Below are 14,427 nucleotides of genomic sequence, written 5' to 3' on the forward strand. Positions count from 1 at the left end.
TTATTTAAGGAGTGAATTACATGTTATTAAATGAAGAATGATTTGCAGAAAATATTGTTGAAGAAAAATATTTAGAATTATTAAAGCGTAATTATCCTCAACATCAACTTAAAGATTTATTATTATTAAACATTGATTTACGTTTATTGTATTTAAAACATATTTTAATGATTGAAAATTCTTTAAAAAATGCTTTATTACATTAACTTTTTAATGATAATGTTCAAAATTTAGATAATGCTACTTTTCTTAATCCAGAACACCTAGCTCAAATGAAAACAGCTTTACGTTTGATTCGTGCTGGTTATAATAAATATAATAGAAGTGGTGTTTTAAAATGACGAACAATACGCAGTTTAATAGAAGTTATGTCATTTGAATGAACAATGAAATTATTACAAACTTTAAATGATAAAAGTATCGCTAAGATTGCTCATTATTTTGGTATCAAAGAATTTAATGATAGTAAAATTTTATTAGAACAGTTAGAGTATATTAAAGATGTTCGTAATTATTTATCACATAATTTTAAAGTATTAGCAATTCAATTTAAGTATAAAGAACGGTTCGCTTATTATGAACAAACTTTAAATGCCAATAATGATCATCATTATTTGCACTTATTAATTACTCGTTTTTCTAGTAAAAACCAATTACTAGTGCCATTTAATGTTGATTATGAAAATTTATTTAATAGTTATGATGTTAAAATTCATGATTGTGTTAAGGAAGATAATCAAAGTATAATCCATACTTAGTATAGAAAAATTATTAAATTTTAGTAGATTTAATTTAATAAGTATATTATAATTATATCAATTAATTACTAGTGTAAAATAAATGAAACTTGAAGAAAGTGGGAAAAAAATGAAATCAGAGTATAATGAAAAAAAGATTTAAATATTACAGAATTAAAATGACTTGATTTATTAAAAGAGTTATTTCCCGAAGAAATTATTAGTAAAAAAAATCTTTTTCAGATAATGAATCATTTTTATAAAAACTTAGAAGTAAAATATAAAGGTATATCTAATTATTTTGCTCCAACTATTCAAAAAACTGAAAATAGTATATTACTTAATACAATTTTTAATTTAAATAAAATGAAAATCACAGATAATATACAAAAGGGTTTTTTAAATTGTTTATTATTGAAAGGTAATGCTGAACAATTATATGCAAGTTTGTTAAAAATATCAGAAGTACAAAAGGCGCTTGATCAATTTATTGAAAGAAATAGTCAATCAGTTACAAAAAGTTTTTCTGCAACAGTAATATTAGATATCAATAAAGAAGATACAGTATCTACTTCCGTTATTGAAAAAAATAATATTTCTTTATAATTAATTATATTTATAAACTTAAAATATTAGAAAATAATAAAAAAACATTAAAGAAAATGGCTTAAATATTTAAATATTTTATTAAAAAAAGAATTATAAAAATTACTATTTTCCTATTTAAAATTTATTTAAATAGGATAATTTAAGTCCTGAATTGTAAATATAAATGGGACAAATGGGACAGTTTTTAAAATAATTGTATTAAGTCTATTGGGCTTTTATAAGATAGTGATTTTCTGGGTGTAGAATTAATTTGAAATGCTATAGCATTTAAGTCTTTTTGTTTATATAAAGATAGATCTGTAGATTTTGGTAAATATCTTCTTAAAATACCATTATTATTTTCATTTAAACCTCTTTGACAAGGTTTGCCAGGATCTGCAAAATAAATCTTAACATTGCAAATTTTTTCGATTAATTTTCATTTACTAAATTCTTTACCACGATCAAAAGTAATAGTTTTAACTGTTCCTTTTTGTAACTTTGAAATAAATTTTATTATACTTTTTGTAATATTTTCTGCTTTATGATTTTTAGAAACTAAAGGAATTGTGGTTTTTGATCATATATCAGCTAAAGTAATAATAGAACTTTTATGATCTTTACCAATGATAGTATCACCCTCTAAATGACCAAATTCTTGTATATTTTTAATATTAGGAATGATTAAATTTCTTTCATGAATAGATTTACAATTATTAATTCGTCCTCTAGTTTCTTTTCGTTTATGAGGTTTATTTTTTCCTTTTCTCAATAAGTTATTTTCATCAAAACCCATTCGATTTGTTTTAAACATGTTATATAAAGTTTTTGTTGAAATACTTTTTATTTTATTTTCCTTTAAAAAATTAGCAATTATATCAAGCGCATAATTTTTAGTAATTAACAAATAATTAATAGTATTAATTTCTGTTAAAGTTAAAATTATTAATTTTCTACCTGCATTTTGCTTCTTTTTTTTGAATTTGATTCAATATTTCTAATGGTAATAAGTTTTGATTTAATAATCTGCAAACTCTATGTACAGTTGATTTACTATAATCAACAGCTTTTGCTATTTTACGAATTGAAAATTCATAACTTTTATATTCTTTTATTGCTATTATTGATTCAATAGTCAGATACTTATACATTGTGCTAATTCCTTTCTTTTCTTAATTATAGAATTAACACAATTTAATTTTTATATAAATGTCCTTTTTAATTTTACAATTCAGGAAATAAAAAATATATTGAAATACAAGAAATATTAAAAATTATAGAAAGAGAGAATTAATTTATGTTGAATTTAAAAGAAGATAAAAGAATATATTTAAAATATGAAGAAATTGAAAAAATATTTGGTTCATGTGATATTTGTCATAAAAATTCATCATTTGCAAATAGAACTTGTAATAAATGTTTTTATAAATTAATGAGTGATGATTATGAAATGTAATATACATAATGAAAAATATATTTGATTTAGTGAATTACATGAAATTGAAAATACATATTATTGTAATAAATGTATTAATGAAATGATTGAAGAAGATATGTTTTTAACATCAAATAATTGAGATTACTTATATGAATATTATATTAATGAATTACAATTAGAAAATTTTAAAGGAGTGTAAAAATAATGAAAAATAAAAGTTTTCAAGAAATAAAAAATGATTTTCAAAGATTTTTTCAAGATATTGAAAATGGTAAATATGGTGAAAGAATTAAAGAATTATTTATGAATGAAGAAAGTAGTGAATAAATATGGTAGCAGCTCCAAAAAAGAAACCAGAAGATTTAATAACTAAACAAATTATTATTAGACTTACTAAAAGTGACCATTATGAATTAAAAAAACTTTGTGTAAAAAAAGAAATTACTATTAATAATTTTGTAAGAAATTTAATTAAAAATGCAATAAATAGAAAGAGTGATAAAAATTAATAATAATTTATATAAAAAAATACTTAAATTACAATTAGAAATTGGTAGTACACCTAAAAATGGTTTTAATACTCATGGTAATTATAAATATTGATTATTAAGTGATATTTTTAATAAATTAAAAGTATTATGTAAAGAATTAAATATATTAATTTTACATTCAGATAATTCAGAAAATATGAATATAAATAAAATAGAAAATATTAAAGAATTTATGGATAAAAATAATAATAAAATACAAAATATAACAAAAGAAATAGAAGTTTCATATCAAAAAAATATTCAATTATTGATTTAGATAATATAGAATTTAAAGAAGATTTTAATATTTTTGCTTGTGCTAAAAATACAGATATAGCAAAAACAAAAGGTAGTGCAGAAACTTATGCTTATAGATATTTTTTAATGAATTTATTATTATTAAGTGAAGATGAACTTGACCCAGATAATGATAATGTTAATTTAATACAAAATAATAAGCAACAAAATAATTATATTAATAATAATGTAAAAATACAAAATGAAAAATGAGAACCAAGTGAAAAACAATTAGATTATTTTGAAAAATATATGATTACAAATACAGTTTTATTTGATGAATGTATAAGAGAAGATATGGAAAGATTAAATCCAAATAATAGTAAAGATTTTTTAATATTAATGGGTGAAAATTATTTAAAAACTTTATTTGATAAATTTAATGAAATTCGTGAAAGATTTAAAAATGTAAAAAATAATAATAAAAATGAGTATAGAAATTATGAATAAATTAACTAGAATTGAAATTTGTGTAAAAATAAAAGATGAAATAGAATGCTTAGATTATCGTTGATGAACAAAAGAATTTAATGAATGAAAATCAATTAAAAATATAAAATATGATATTCAAGATAATGGAAATACTTTAAAGGTATGAATAGATGAATAAATGTAAATATTGTAATAAAAGAATTTGATTAACTAATTATTGATGTATGAATTGTTTAAAAATATTAGTTATGAATTTAAATAAAAATAAGGAGAAATAATAATGAATAATTTTAAATCATATCATTGTTATGGTTGTTATATTAGAAAAACTTGTGAAAAATCATATCTTAAACAAAGAAAAATAATTGAAAAATTTAATAAAATAATTAATCGAAATAAAATCAAATACAATCATGGAAAGAAGCATTAATATGACTAATTATTTACTTTCAATTGACCCAATTATAAAAAATACTGGATTTACATTATGAGAAAAGAAAATATATTGTGATACATATAAATATATATGAAAACCAATATTAATAAGTAGTTGTAGTTTTAAAAAAAATCCTATTGATAATTTTTATAGAGATATGCATTATGTTGTATATGGTACTTTAGAATTTAAAGATGAATTAAATAATTATAAAAATAATTTTGATTTAATTATTGAACGTGGTACTTTTCATTCAAAAAATGGTATTGGTTATGAAACACAAGAACATTTACGTGGTTTTATTGCTGGACAATTTAATAAATTATTAACAAAAAATATGTTAATAAGTCCTAAACAATGACAAAATTGATATAAAAAAGAATATGAAGGAATGGTAATGTGTAATGGAGAAAATATATTTTATCAAGAAAAATGAGAAAAAAGTAATAGTGAATTATTATGTAAAGCATTAATTGAAGATAATAATTGAAATATAACAATATCAAATCATGATGAAGCAGATAGTTTATTAATTGGTTGATATTATTTAAATAAGGAGAATAAGTAATGATATGTTATTACTGTAATAAAAAAGCAAGTATTAAATTAAATAATAGAAAATTAAAAGATAAAAATACTAAATTTGAAATGTATTTATGTAATAAATATTGAAATAATAAAGATTTTGATTAATAGGAGAATAAATAATGAGTAAAGAAAAATCAGAAAAAGTATTACTTAAATGTATTGTTAAAAATTGTAATAGTAAAGTGAACATCTAGAATAAAGTAGACACAGAATTGTAACCTTTGTGTTAAAAATACTTTAAGGAAGGTGTTCATTTTTTTATGGCTAAATGACTATCAAAAGAAGAAAAGTTAAAAATAATAAAAATAAGTAAAATTAAAACAATTGATAAAATCGCATTAGAGTATGGTATTGGTCGATCATCAATAAAAGAATGAATTAAAGCATATAAATTATTAGGTGAAAAAGGTTTAGAATATGGCAATGGAATTCGTGCTAAAAAAACCAAAAGAACAGGTCGACCCAAATCTTTAAATTTTAATGAAATGACAAAACAAGAATTAATTGAATATATTGAGGCAATGAACGATATAAAAAAGTATTTAGAAAAATCGACAAAAAGAAGAAATATTTTGTGATTTTCTCATTGAAGAAAAAATATCAGATTAGTTATTTATGTTGATTATTAAATGTTTCAAAATCAGGATATTATAAGTGAATTAAGAATGGAATGAATGAATTTAATAACAAAACTATCGATAAACTTTTATTAGCATTCAACATTACCCGTTCTTTAAGCAAAAAAGGTTGTCCTTATGACAATGCTGTTGCTGAAGCGACTTTTAAAACTTTTAAGACAGAATTTATTAATGAAAAAAATTTTATATCATTAATCCAATTAAAATTAGAATTATTTGATTATATCAACTGATACAACAACATAAGAATTCACAGCACTCTAAAGTACTTAACTCCAGTTAAGTATGAAGAACAAATGTCTACCAAAAAATAGTCCTAAAAAGGGTTGCCATTCCAACATTAATATTTCTAAATAAATAAGGGACTTTCCTAAAAACTGTGTTTTTTAAATAAATTTTAGTTGTAAAATCACTAAGTTACACAGATTGCTGGAAAGTCCCGGTAATAGTAATCTGTGTAACTTACAAAAATAACTATGTTTAATTAATTCTAGTAAATATAATTAAATGACTAGAAAGAGTGAGTTACAGATGGCTAAAAAGCAAAATATTAATAATAATGATCCAATATCAAAAGCAGTAGATTTATTATTAGAAAATACTGAAGATTTAACAACAGTTTTTAAAGAGGAAGGATTGTATAAAGAATTAACAAAAAGATTAGTAGAAAAAATGTTGAATTCTGAGATGCAAAATTATTTAGGATATGATAAGAATCAACATAGTAATAGTGACAATGCTCGTAATGGTATAAGTTCAAAAAAATTAATAACTCAACAAGGTAAAATTGAGATTGATGTACCACGAGATCGCAATAGTAATTTTAATCCTGTAATAGTTGCAAAAAGACAAAGAAGATTTGAAGGTTTTGATCAACAAGTTCTTTCTTTATATGCAAAAGGTATGACATTATCAGATATTAGAATGCAATTACAAGAGTTATATCATGGTGCTGATATTAGTGAAAGTGTTATTAGTCAAATTACTGATGATGTTATTGATGATGTAAAAGCATGGCAAAATCGACCATTAGAAAGTGTCTATCCGATTGTTTATTTTGATTGCATAATAGTGAAAGTACGACAAGATAAAAGGATTATTAATAAATCAGTTTATATAGCTTTAGGAGTTGATTTAGAAGGTAAAAAAGATGTTTTAGGTTTATGAATTAGTGAAAATGAAGGTGCTAAATTTTGATTAGCAAATTTAACAGAAATGAAAAATCGTGGCTTAAATGATATTCTTATTGCCTGCAGTGATAATTTAACAGGCATGTCAGAAGCAATACAATCAGTTTATCTTAAAACAGAACATCAATTATGCATAGTTCATCAAATTAGAAATAGTTTGAAATATGTCTCATATAAGCATAGAAAATCTCTAGTTGCAGATTTAAAACCAATTTATACTGCATGTAGTGAAGAACAAGCAATGCAGGTTTTAGAATCCTTTGAAAATAAGTGAAATAAACAATATCCTCAAATTGCTAAATCTTGATATAAAAATTGAGATAATTTAATTGTTTTTATTAGTTATCCTGCAGAAATTAAAAGAGTGATTTATACAACAAATGCTATTGAATCTGTAAATAGTCAATTACGAAAATTTATCAGAAATAAAAAAGTTTTTCCTAATGATATGGCAGTTTTTAAAATATTTTATTTAGCAATTGAAAATATAACAAAAAAATGAACAATGCCCATTCAAAATTGAAATACAGCAATTGCTCATTTTATGATAAAATTTGAAGATAGAATTAATCTAAACTAGTACTTTGTAAAACAAAGATACACAGATTACATAAAAGCCTCTAAAAAATCTAAAAAATGTGAATTACAATTACACTTTATCAAAATTATATATGTAATATGTATTGTTTGCCTTTATTTATATTGTGATTCTTAGTTAGTTATGGTATTCTATTATGGTATTCTATATTAAAAGATGGTCTTGTAAGTGAGGTGTTTGTTATGTTAAATTTATATTTTGTTGGACCTCACGGCATTACTGATACTTATGGTGGATGGTTTCATGTTTATGCATTTGCTATTATGTCAGGTATTTTTGCTTCAATTATTGCTTCTTGAGTAAAATTTAAACGTTATCGTGTTCCTACTGATTCTTTAGCATGATCAATAATATTTATTATTCCTGCTTCATTATTTGGTGCTAGTTTTCTTGGCAAGGATGATCCTAATAAGTCAATTAGTTTTTTTGAAAAATTTGCATTTTGAAAACCAGGGATGTCTATTCATGGTGGTGTTTTATTTGGCATTATTGCTGGTGCAATTATTTTTTACTTTGTTGGTCGTAAGTATAAAATATCATTATGAATATATGGTGATTTAATTATTCCTAATATTTTATTAGGACAGGTATTAGGACGTTGAGGTAATTTCTTTAATCATGAATTACTTGGTAACGTTGTAAGTTATGATTCATTATCATGATTACCTGCTTTTATTCGTGATAATTGTTTTAAATTAAATGGTGGACCAAGTGGCACTCCAGAAACTATTAATGGTGAAATTGTTTATCGTGCACCAATATTTCTTTATGAATCAATTGCTAATTTAGGATTATGATTAGTGATTACACTTGTTGTTCCAAATCTTGGTAAATGATTTGGTAAAAAGCCATGAAAAGTAGAGCCAGATAAGTTTCAATTTGATTTTAAAAATAATTTTAAATACTGAGGAAAAATAACTTTTAATCCAAAATATTGAAATAAAGTAAATCGTGACCCAAAACATTTGACTTGAACTAAAATGTGAAATGAAGTTTACTATTATAATCAAGTACCAAAAAATGTAGTAAATAAAGCATTAGCAGAAGTCAAGCCTTCTGGTAAGAAAATTAATGATTATATAAATAAAAGCAAAAAACTTTATGAAATAAATAATCCACATCATTATCGAATGATGCATGCAGGTGTTCAAATGGGACTTTACTTTTTTGGATGAAATTTAATTAGATTTATTTTAGAGTTACAGCGCCCACCAGAAGATTTATTTTTAATTAATCGTCCAATTCTTGATTATACAGTTTTATTATTGATTACTTTCTTTGGCCTGTTTCTAGCAATATTTGCACAATTTGTTGCAGCAAAATATTTACGTAGCGAAGGATGAACATATGAAAAAGAATATTAATAATATTCTTTTTTATTATTAAAATAATTATTATAACAGAAAATAAACTATTAAATAGATAATATTAATTAGATTTGGTGTTTTTGTTATAATATTTATATACTAATGTATGAGGTGAAATTAGTGTTAGCAGTAGTAAGTGATGATAGTAGTACTAATACCATTAAGTTTTTAGGTTTTGAGATTCCAATTACTACTTTTTTATATTCAATGGGTGGGTTAGCACTTTTGATTTTTCTGTTATTATTATCAATTTTATTAATAATGTATTTACGCAAAAGGATTTCTATTAAAGGATACTTAAGTTTAGAAGAAAAAGATTATCAATTTGAAGATAAAATTTTGGAAATTGAACATGAAATTGCCAAATTACAAAGAAAATTTTATTCAAGTAAACATATTTCTAAAAAGACAAAAAAATATTTTAACTAATTAAATGTAGGTGATGTATATGTCTAAAATAAAATTTAAATTATTTGATAAATTTTTTTCACAAAAAAATAGGTTATCAGATAAAGAAGGTTATCAAAAATCAACTAATAATAACACTTATTTTAGTAATGTTGTACCACCAATTAATAAAAATAAAGAAAATATTCATAATTCTGATTTTAATGAAAATGATTATAATGAAAAAAAATATGATGGTAAAAATATACAAGTTACTAGTTCTTATATAATACCTTTACAAGAAAAAAAGACAGTGCCGATCAATGAAAACTTTACTAAAGAAAAAGATATGTATTATGATCAACCACAAACATTTAATACTATGGAAATAGTTAGTTATAAAAATAGTTTTAAAATTCCAAAACCAATTAGCAGAGAAATTAAATCAGAGAAGCTAAAACAATTGATTTTATTATTTATTGGTGTTATGACATTAATTATTGCTTCAACTTTTATTGGTTTATATTTTGGTATGATTAACATAAAAATTATTCCTCATCCTGTAATTACTATTCCATTAGCAATTATTGCTCTTACTATTATTTTAATTAATATTATTGAATTTGTGACATTAAGAAGAGAAGTGGATTTATATATTGAAAGAACATTAAAAGGGTCACTATTACCTCCTAATTTTATAATTAGAAATTATCGTAAAATTCATGCTAACTTGATAATTATTAATTGAATAAGTATTAGTAGTTATATTGTTCTTGGTATTATTATTGGCATTATGTTTTTGATTAGTGGTCAGAAATTAACTTTTATTATTCAAAAATGAACAGTTAATGTTCCTGATATTATTAAAGATGGAATAACTTTAACAATTATTTTAGGTGTTATTTTCTTTATTCATATGATTAATATTGTTATTTTTAAATTTCGTAAACGTAATATTATAAGTTATTATGGCTATGAAATTATTAATCCACAAGAGTTAAATCAATACAAAAAAAAGATAAATAGAATATGTATGATTATTACTATTGGTTTTACTGCTTTAATATTTTTTGCAATTGTTATTCCAATATTTGTATTAAAAAGAAGAAAGAAAAAGTAAAAAAATATTGAATATTATCTATATATAATTAGAGTGTGTCATTAAATAAAATATTTTATGTAATAAAGATTATTTTTAAATAAAAACTAATTTGTATTATGTAAATATTTTTTCCTGAATTGTAAATATAAATGGGACAAATGGGACAGTTTTTAAAATAATTGTATTAAGTCTATTGGGCTTTTATAAGATAGTGATTTTCTGGGTGTAGAATTAATTTGAAATGCTATAGCATTTAAGTCTTTTTGTTTATATAAAGATAGATCTGTAGATTTTGGTAAATATCTTCTTAAAATACCATTATTATTTTCATTTAAACCTCTTTGACAAGGTTTGCCAGGATCTGCAAAATAAATCTTAACATTGCAAATTTTTTCGATTAATTTTCATTTACTAAATTCTTTACCACGATCAAAAGTAATAGTTTTAACTGTTCCTTTTTGTAACTTTGAAATAAATTTTATTATACTTTTTGTAATATTTTCTGCTTTATGATTTTTAGAAACTAAAGGAATTGTGGTTTTTGATCATATATCAGCTAAAGTAATAATAGAACTTTTATGATCTTTACCAATGATAGTATCACCCTCTAAATGACCAAATTCTTTTATATTTTTAATATTAGGAATGATTAAATTTCTTTCATGAATAGATTTACAATTATTAATTCGTCCTCTAGTTTCTTTTCGTTTATGAAGTTTATTTTTTCCTTTTCTCAATAAGTTATTTTCATCAAAACCCATTCGATTTGTTTTAAACATGTTATATAAAGTTTTTGTTGAAATACTTTTTATTTTATTTTCCTTTAAAAAATTAGCAATTATATCAAGCGCATAATTTTTAGTAATTAACAAATAATTAATAGTATTAATTTCTGTTAAAGTTAAAATTATTAATTTTCTACCTGCATTTTGCTTCTTTTTTTGAATTTGATTCAATATTTCTAATGGTAATAAGTTTTGATTTAATAATCTGCAAACTCTATGTACAGTTGATTTACTATAATCAACAGCTTTTGCTATTTTACGAATTGAAAATTCATAACTTTTATATTCTTTTATTGCTATTATTGATTCAATAGTCAGATACTTATACATTGTGCTAATTCCTTTCTTTTCTTAATTATAGAATTAACACAATTTAATTTTTATATAAATGTCCTTTTTAATTTTACAATTCAGGATTTAAAAGAAATAAATGAATATCCAACTATGAAAGGTTTTAATCTTGATGTTTCACCTAAACAAAATTGATTTAAAAAATTTATGGGTACTGGTGGTGAACAAAATCCATGAGAAATTTATTTACAATCTAATAATATTAAAAGTAGTGATAATAGAACTAAAATTACTATTAGTCATCCAAAAAATATTATGGGTTCAGTAGTTGATATTGATACTAGGGGTATTACAACAGAAATTAGCAATTCATTATGAGAAGTTAATAAAGATAATCCTAATTTTATTGTTCCAAAAGATAATAAAGGTATTGATGTTAATGGTAAAAGAATTATTGATGTTAGTACTCCTACATTTTTAAGTGATGCTACAACTAAAGAATATGTTGATAATTTATTAGATAAAAAACAAGATAAATTAATTGCTGGTGAAAATATTAAGATTGATGAAAATAATAAAATTAGTGCTACTGGTGGAAGTTCAGTTGATGAAAATAGAATATTTAATAATAAAGATGATAAAGATAGTACTACAAGATTAGTTAATGATGTTATTAAAACTAATGTTGGTGGTAAAACTTTAATTTATAGAAATAATCCAGTTGTAACTGATGATTTAGATATTCCAAATAAAAAATATATAGATGATAAAATACCAAATTTAACTGATTATTATAAAAAAAGAAGAAGTTAATCAAAAATTAAAAGAAACAGAAGAAAAGTTTCCTATTGCATTTCAAATAAATGCTGTAAGTCAAGAAATTCCTAATTTAGAAACTACTGATAAAACTATTGCTGGTTCTATTAATGAAAATAAAAAATATATTGATAAAAAACAAGATAAAGAAAATTGAGTTTTAATAGGAAAAAGAGTCGATAATAGAACATGAGATAATTTTAATATTGAACTTAATAAAACATATCGGGTATTTATAACATGACATAGAAATGCACCTGAGCAAAATGGTTATCCATTAATGTTAACGTTTAAATCAGCTAAAGCTATTGGAACTGGAGTATGAACTCTTTTAATTGGTAAAATTGATAATAAAGATGCTTCTTTAATTCTTAAGGCTGATTATACTAAAGCTAGTAATAAATGAAGTTTATTTATTAAATGTGAAATTGATGGTGGTGCTATATTTAGTTTTGAGGAATTAAAAGAAAATACTTATCAAATTACTAGTAATACATTAGATATTACTTCACCAAGTGTAATTAATATAGATAAACCTATAAAAATTAATTCAAAAAGTTTAGAAACTAATGAAATAGAAGAAAATAATTGAGATATTGAATTAAAAAATAATCCAACACCAAGTCCAAGTTGTTCAAATTGAAAAGAAGTAGGAACAAGAGAAAAAAATGAGATTATTGACAAATTACTTATGATTTTCAAGAGAATAAACATTATAGAGTTTATTATTCTTGAAGTATATATAATCCAGTTTATACTATTCAAGAATTTATTATAACTGATAAAAAAATTGCTGGTGTACAAATACAAACCTTTAATGATAGTGCTAATATAGTAATTTTATCAGTTCAACAGGGACTTTCCAGCAATCTGTGTAACTTAGTGATTTTACAACTAAAATTTATTTAAAAAACACAGTTTTTAGGAAAGTCCCTCATTCTCAGTTATAAATTTAAATGCTTGTGGTGTTGAACCAGGTCCATCACAAATTTTTACAGCCACATTTGATAAAATTAATAAATTTATTATTATTAATATGTCAATTCCAGTAATGGATTTAAAACTTTATAAAAATGATGTATTAGATAATTCTGGTTCTCTTAATGATTTTTATAATAAAGAAGGATATATAAAAATTGAAATTAGTGAAACAATGTTTAGTAAATTTTTAAATGTATATGGATTAAATATGAATAATACCGAAAAGGAAATAAAAGATAAATTAAATAATACTATTATTTCTAATGGTAATATTACTATTGTTAAATATGCACCTTATGTTAATTTTTATTATCTTAATGATTTTTCCTGGCCAAATCTAATCAAAATTATTTCCCCACAATCTTAAATATTAATGTAGAATTTATAGTAATACTTATCAAGGGTTATAGAGAAAGATAAGTATATAATTTCACTGTTATATTATTATTAGGTTGGCACCTAATTAAAAAGTTACCAATTAATGTAACTTTTTTATAATTGTAATGAAATGGAATTTTCATTTTTTAATAATTCATTTTGAATTAAATTATTTATTTGTTTAATATTTAAATCTTTATTTTGAAAAAATATTTTTTTATAACATTCTAAATATTCATTTCTTCAATAATTAATAGATTTTTTATCTTCTTTTTTTAATTTAATATAAAATTTATATCAAAATTTATTTATTTCTAAATCTAATTTTAATATTTTTTCTGTAATAGAAATATTTTCTAATTTGTAATTTTTTTTTATATTTAAAATAGTTTTTTTAAGATATTGTACATTTTTATTTGTTTGAAAAATCATTTCTTTCATTAATTCTATTTCTTCATTAGAATATTTATAATTATTTAATATAATTTCATTTAACATTTTATTATTTAATTCATATAATTCTAATGTTTTTAAAATTTTTTGATTTATATTTTCTAAATTTTCTAAAATCATTTTTTCTCCTTTCAAAATAAAAAAAATCATTTATTTTTTTATTAAAATAATGAGTCAAAAACTATTATTAAGTTTATATTATTTTTATATCATAAATATTTACTAAATATGTATAATTTAATTAGTTATTTTTTCATAAATTAAATATCCAATACCAATAATTCCGAATATTAAACCTATTATTCCAATTATTATTAAACTGAACATCTAGAATAAAGTAGACACAGAATTGTAACCTTTGTGTTAAAAATACTTTAAGGAAGGTGTTCATTTTT

The 14,427-nt window shown here is 21.6% G+C and carries 24 protein-coding genes and 2 pseudogenes; 22 read left to right on the forward strand and 4 right to left on the reverse strand.

The features are described from left to right. Window positions 1-20 precede the first annotated feature (20 nt). The 3 genes from ACQH20_RS04920 (at window position 21) to ACQH20_RS04930 (ending at window position 1,343) form a co-directional block, all read left to right on the forward strand. On the forward strand, window positions 21-206 hold the full coding sequence (locus ACQH20_RS04920) for a hypothetical protein (RefSeq protein WP_425376734.1): 186 nt from the start codon (window positions 21-23) through the stop codon (window positions 204-206). 66 nt (window positions 207-272) lie between these two features. Further along, window positions 273-758 carry an Abi family protein gene (locus tag ACQH20_RS04925; RefSeq protein WP_425376735.1) on the forward strand — a complete coding sequence of 162 codons (486 nt, stop codon included), beginning with the start codon at window positions 273-275 and terminating at the stop codon, window positions 756-758. Between the two features lie 345 nt (window positions 759-1,103). After that, entirely contained in the window at window positions 1,104-1,343 is a 240-nt protein-coding gene (locus ACQH20_RS04930) for a hypothetical protein (RefSeq protein WP_425376736.1), read from the forward strand. A gap of 187 nt (window positions 1,344-1,530) precedes the next feature. Here ACQH20_RS04930 and ACQH20_RS04935 read toward each other — a convergent pair. Next, a pseudogene (locus tag ACQH20_RS04935) lies at window positions 1,531-2,476 on the reverse strand (IS30 family transposase). 146 nt (window positions 2,477-2,622) lie between these two features. On the opposite strand from ACQH20_RS04935, the gene ACQH20_RS04940 reads away from it, so the two are divergent. From ACQH20_RS04940 to ACQH20_RS05015, 16 genes and pseudogenes are all read left to right on the forward strand, one after another. After that, window positions 2,623-2,781 carry a hypothetical protein gene (locus ACQH20_RS04940; protein WP_342253703.1) on the forward strand — a complete coding sequence of 53 codons (159 nt, stop codon included), beginning with the start codon at window positions 2,623-2,625 and terminating at the stop codon, window positions 2,779-2,781. Continuing rightward, on the forward strand, window positions 2,771-2,962 hold the full coding sequence (locus tag ACQH20_RS04945; RefSeq protein ID WP_425376737.1) for a hypothetical protein: 192 nt from the start codon (window positions 2,771-2,773) through the stop codon (window positions 2,960-2,962). The genes ACQH20_RS04940 and ACQH20_RS04945 overlap by 11 nt, the downstream gene beginning before the upstream one ends. Window positions 2,963-2,967: 5 nt before the next feature. Continuing rightward, a complete protein-coding gene (locus tag ACQH20_RS04950) occupies window positions 2,968-3,090 on the forward strand; it encodes a hypothetical protein (RefSeq protein ID WP_425376738.1) in 123 nt (40 codons plus the stop codon). Between the two features lie 2 nt (window positions 3,091-3,092). Next, window positions 3,093-3,272, forward strand: a complete 180-nt coding sequence (locus ACQH20_RS04955) for a hypothetical protein (protein WP_425376739.1) — start codon at window positions 3,093-3,095, stop codon at window positions 3,270-3,272. Beyond that, a complete protein-coding gene (locus ACQH20_RS04960; protein ID WP_425376740.1) occupies window positions 3,259-3,570 on the forward strand; it encodes an ERF family protein in 312 nt (103 codons plus the stop codon). The genes ACQH20_RS04955 and ACQH20_RS04960 overlap by 14 nt, the downstream gene beginning before the upstream one ends. Before the next feature lie 5 nt (window positions 3,571-3,575). After that, window positions 3,576-4,040: an ERF family protein gene (locus tag ACQH20_RS04965; RefSeq protein ID WP_425377584.1), complete on the forward strand. Its 465-nt coding sequence runs from the start codon at window positions 3,576-3,578 to the stop codon at window positions 4,038-4,040. Beyond that, window positions 4,033-4,200 carry a hypothetical protein gene (locus tag ACQH20_RS04970; protein ID WP_425376741.1) on the forward strand — a complete coding sequence of 56 codons (168 nt, stop codon included), beginning with the start codon at window positions 4,033-4,035 and terminating at the stop codon, window positions 4,198-4,200. The genes ACQH20_RS04965 and ACQH20_RS04970 overlap by 8 nt, the downstream gene beginning before the upstream one ends. Window positions 4,201-4,302: 102 nt before the next feature. Next, window positions 4,303-4,452: a hypothetical protein gene (locus tag ACQH20_RS04975; RefSeq protein WP_425376742.1), complete on the forward strand. Its 150-nt coding sequence runs from the start codon at window positions 4,303-4,305 to the stop codon at window positions 4,450-4,452. Window position 4,453: 1 nt separating this feature from the next. Beyond that, complete coding sequence (locus tag ACQH20_RS04980; protein WP_425376743.1) at window positions 4,454-5,026, forward strand: hypothetical protein; 573 nt, start codon at window positions 4,454-4,456, stop codon at window positions 5,024-5,026. Beyond that, a complete protein-coding gene (locus ACQH20_RS04985) occupies window positions 5,026-5,151 on the forward strand; it encodes a hypothetical protein (RefSeq protein ID WP_425376744.1) in 126 nt (41 codons plus the stop codon). The genes ACQH20_RS04980 and ACQH20_RS04985 overlap by 1 nt, the downstream gene beginning before the upstream one ends. Window positions 5,152-5,306: 155 nt before the next feature. Next, the gene (locus ACQH20_RS04990) at window positions 5,307-5,675 is read left to right on the forward strand and encodes a hypothetical protein (protein ID WP_425376745.1); all 369 of its coding nucleotides are present in this window, start codon (window positions 5,307-5,309) and stop codon (window positions 5,673-5,675) included. A gap of 44 nt (window positions 5,676-5,719) precedes the next feature. Further along, window positions 5,720-5,998: pseudogene (locus ACQH20_RS04995) on the forward strand (IS3 family transposase); the annotation flags it as partial. 217 nt (window positions 5,999-6,215) lie between these two features. Next, window positions 6,216-7,454 (forward strand): IS256 family transposase, encoded by a 1,239-nt coding sequence (locus ACQH20_RS05000; protein ID WP_425377585.1) that lies wholly within the window; start codon window positions 6,216-6,218, stop codon window positions 7,452-7,454. A gap of 200 nt (window positions 7,455-7,654) precedes the next feature. Then, on the forward strand, window positions 7,655-8,836 hold the full coding sequence (locus ACQH20_RS05005) for a prolipoprotein diacylglyceryl transferase (RefSeq protein ID WP_425376746.1): 1,182 nt from the start codon (window positions 7,655-7,657) through the stop codon (window positions 8,834-8,836). Window positions 8,837-8,959: 123 nt separating this feature from the next. After that, complete coding sequence (locus ACQH20_RS05010; RefSeq protein ID WP_174480536.1) at window positions 8,960-9,268, forward strand: hypothetical protein; 309 nt, start codon at window positions 8,960-8,962, stop codon at window positions 9,266-9,268. A gap of 19 nt (window positions 9,269-9,287) precedes the next feature. Beyond that, window positions 9,288-10,346 carry an MSC_0882 family membrane protein gene (locus tag ACQH20_RS05015; protein WP_425376747.1) on the forward strand — a complete coding sequence of 353 codons (1,059 nt, stop codon included), beginning with the start codon at window positions 9,288-9,290 and terminating at the stop codon, window positions 10,344-10,346. A gap of 152 nt (window positions 10,347-10,498) precedes the next feature. On the opposite strand, the gene ACQH20_RS05020 is transcribed toward ACQH20_RS05015, so the two are convergent. Further along, window positions 10,499-11,443, reverse strand: a complete 945-nt coding sequence (locus ACQH20_RS05020; RefSeq protein WP_425376748.1) for an IS30 family transposase — start codon at window positions 11,441-11,443, stop codon at window positions 10,499-10,501. 114 nt (window positions 11,444-11,557) lie between these two features. Between ACQH20_RS05020 and ACQH20_RS05025 the strand changes: the two genes are divergently transcribed. The 3 genes from ACQH20_RS05025 to ACQH20_RS05035 all read left to right on the forward strand — a co-directional run bounded on the left by ACQH20_RS05025 (window position 11,558) and on the right by ACQH20_RS05035 (window position 13,568). Then, window positions 11,558-12,217, forward strand: a complete 660-nt coding sequence (locus ACQH20_RS05025) for a hypothetical protein (RefSeq protein WP_425376749.1) — start codon at window positions 11,558-11,560, stop codon at window positions 12,215-12,217. 283 nt (window positions 12,218-12,500) lie between these two features. Further along, on the forward strand, window positions 12,501-12,998 hold the full coding sequence (locus ACQH20_RS05030) for a hypothetical protein (RefSeq protein ID WP_425376750.1): 498 nt from the start codon (window positions 12,501-12,503) through the stop codon (window positions 12,996-12,998). A 258-nt stretch (window positions 12,999-13,256) separates the two neighbouring features. Next, window positions 13,257-13,568 carry a hypothetical protein gene (locus tag ACQH20_RS05035; protein WP_425376751.1) on the forward strand — a complete coding sequence of 104 codons (312 nt, stop codon included), beginning with the start codon at window positions 13,257-13,259 and terminating at the stop codon, window positions 13,566-13,568. A gap of 125 nt (window positions 13,569-13,693) precedes the next feature. Here ACQH20_RS05035 and ACQH20_RS05040 read toward each other — a convergent pair whose 3' ends face one another. Further along, entirely contained in the window at window positions 13,694-14,152 is a 459-nt protein-coding gene (locus ACQH20_RS05040; protein WP_425376752.1) for a hypothetical protein, read from the reverse strand. A gap of 121 nt (window positions 14,153-14,273) precedes the next feature. Next, entirely contained in the window at window positions 14,274-14,423 is a 150-nt protein-coding gene (locus ACQH20_RS05045; RefSeq protein WP_425376753.1) for a hypothetical protein, read from the reverse strand. Between the last annotated feature and the right edge of the window lie 4 nt (window positions 14,424-14,427).

Origin of the sequence: Spiroplasma endosymbiont of Aleiodes alternator, assembly GCF_964031135.1 — a bacterium.
In the GTDB taxonomy this organism is placed as follows: Bacteria; Bacillota_I; Bacilli_A; order Mycoplasmatales; family VBWQ01; genus Spiroplasma_E.